The sequence below is a fragment of the Chitinibacter sp. GC72 genome, from assembly GCF_009760905.1.
In the GTDB taxonomy this organism is placed as follows: Bacteria; Pseudomonadota; Gammaproteobacteria; order Burkholderiales; family Chitinibacteraceae; genus Chitinibacter.
Window position 1 is genome coordinate 1 of sequence record NZ_VIRW01000048.1, and the last position, 2,167, is coordinate 2,167.

At 55.1% G+C, this 2,167-nt stretch carries 3 protein-coding genes; all 3 read left to right on the forward strand.

The features are described from left to right. A partial coding sequence (locus tag FLS37_RS16975; RefSeq protein ID WP_232522658.1) for a hypothetical protein occupies positions 1 to 246 on the forward strand: 246 nt, incomplete at its 5' end. Beyond that, complete coding sequence (gene tnpB / locus FLS37_RS16670; protein WP_157671083.1) at positions 243 to 581, forward strand: IS66 family insertion sequence element accessory protein TnpB; 339 nt, start codon at positions 243 to 245, stop codon at positions 579 to 581. The genes FLS37_RS16975 and tnpB, both read left to right, overlap by 4 nt. 32 nt (positions 582 to 613) lie before the next feature. Further along, positions 614 to 2,143 (forward strand): IS66 family transposase, encoded by a 1,530-nt coding sequence (locus FLS37_RS16675; protein ID WP_157671082.1) that lies wholly within the window; start codon positions 614 to 616, stop codon positions 2,141 to 2,143. Positions 2,144 to 2,167: the final 24 nt, after the last annotated feature.

Sequence of the window (2,167 nt, forward strand, 5' to 3'; positions counted from 1 at the left end):
CATAAATGGTTGGCCGATGCGCGCCGCAGTACAGATCCAGAGTCTTCGTCGTTAACGAATTCTCATGACGTATCTCCAGCCTCACCAGCATTGACCTTCATGCCGATCCAAATCGCTGATACGCCAACTCCAGCATTTGCACCCATTCGTTTGCACTTTCACCAAGGTCAACGCGATTTAAGCATTGAATGGCCCGCCGATCAGGCGCAGGCCTGTCTGGCTTTAATTCAGGCTTTGTTGCGATGATTCAACCCGAACAGGTCTTCTTGCTGGTCACCCCCGTCGATATGCGCTGGAGTATCGAACGTCTGTCATTGCTGGTACAACAAACCCTCGGCCGTTCACCGTGCGATGGCACTGCCTATGGGTTTACCAATCGAACGTATTCGCGACTGAAGTTATTAATCTGGGATGGCAATGGCGTCTGGCTCTGCCAGCGCCGTTTACACTCAGGGCGTTTCCACTGGCCGACTTTGGGTGAGGCTACTTTTACAATGCCCAGAGAACAATGGCATTGGCTCGTCAACGGTGTGGATTGGCAACGATTGTGCGCGATGCCGCCGAGTCATTGGCAAGTCTAGCTGGTATCGCTCAAGCCCAGTAAAATCAAGGCATGACACTGGCGCCCAATCATTCTGCTATCGCTACAAATCCGCCCTCGCTGGCGGAGGCGCAGGCTTTGGTGGCGCAACTACAAGCCCAAATTCAAGCCCTGGAATTGAAGAACCAAAAGCTGCTCTTAGAATTGGCGCATTTAAAGCGTATCCGCTTCGGCACCAAGAGCGAAACACTGTCGGCCGAACAAAAGCAATTGTTCGAAGACGACGCCGATCAGGATCTGGCTGCCATTGCGGCCGAGCTGGATGAAACACCGCCCAGCGCAGAGTCCCCCGTTCCCCGCCTCAAACCCCGTCCGCGTGCCGGTCGTCAGCCACTCCCCGAACATCTGGAGCGCGTTGAGGTTCGGCACGAACCCGAGCAATGCACTTGCGGGCAATGCCAAGCCCAATTGGTCAAGATCGGCGAAGACGTTAGCGAACAATTGGATATTGAACCGGCACGTTTCTTTGTGGTGCGCCACATTCGCCCGCAGTATGCCTGCCGCCAGTGCGAAACCATCACTGCAGCACCCATTCCACCCGCGGTGATTGACGGCGGCATGGCGACGCCGGGCTTATTGGCTTGGGTGGCAGTCAGCAAATACCTCGATCACTTACCGTTGTATCGCGTTGAACAAATTGCGGCCCGCCAGCAAGTCATTCTGGCGCGCAGCACCTTGAGTGAATGGATCGGCCGAATTGGTGTAGCACTGCAACCGCTGGCGGATCGACTGAGCGAGAAGTTACGACAACAAACCAGCCTGCATGCCGATGAAACCCCAGTACAGCAACTGGATCCTGGCAAAGGGAAGACCAAACGCGCGTATTTGTGGGCGTATCGAAGTAATGATTTGACCGGCAGCCCGCCGATGGTGGTGTTTGATTATCAAATCAGCCGCAGTGGGCAACATGCCGCTAATTATTTACAAGATTGGTGCGGCACACTGATGGTCGATGACTACAGTGGCTACAAAGCCTTGTTTGCCAATGGCGTGCGAGAAATCGGCTGCTGGGCACACGCTCGACGTAAATTCTTTGAGCTGCATGCAGCGGGTGGTCATCCGGTGGCCGCGGAAGCATTGCAAAGAATTGCGCGACTCTACGCCATCGAAGAACAAGCCAAAGGCCAAACCGCTGAGCAACGCGCGCAAAGCCGCGCCTTGCACAGCCAACCCGAACTACAATCGCTGCACGACTGGCTGTTGAAACTGCGCCCCAATATCGCTAATGGTGGCGGCTTAGCCAAAGCCATCGACTACACGCTGCGGCGCTGGCCAGCGCTGGTTCATTACGCCGACACGGGTGATTTGCCAATCGACAATAATCCAATCGAAAACGCCATCCGGCCGATTGCGATTGGCAAAAAGAATTGGCTATTCGCGGGCAGCGAACGCGCCGGCAAACGCGCAGCCGCCATCCAAAGTTTATTGGCGACGGCTAAACTGAATGGCATTGAGCCATCAGAATGGCTGAAGGACACGCTGGAAAAACTCCCTACCTGGCCGAATAGCAGGATTGATGAGTTGTTGCCGCTGCGCGGCTAGTTCATTTCGATGCAACTGGCGAGG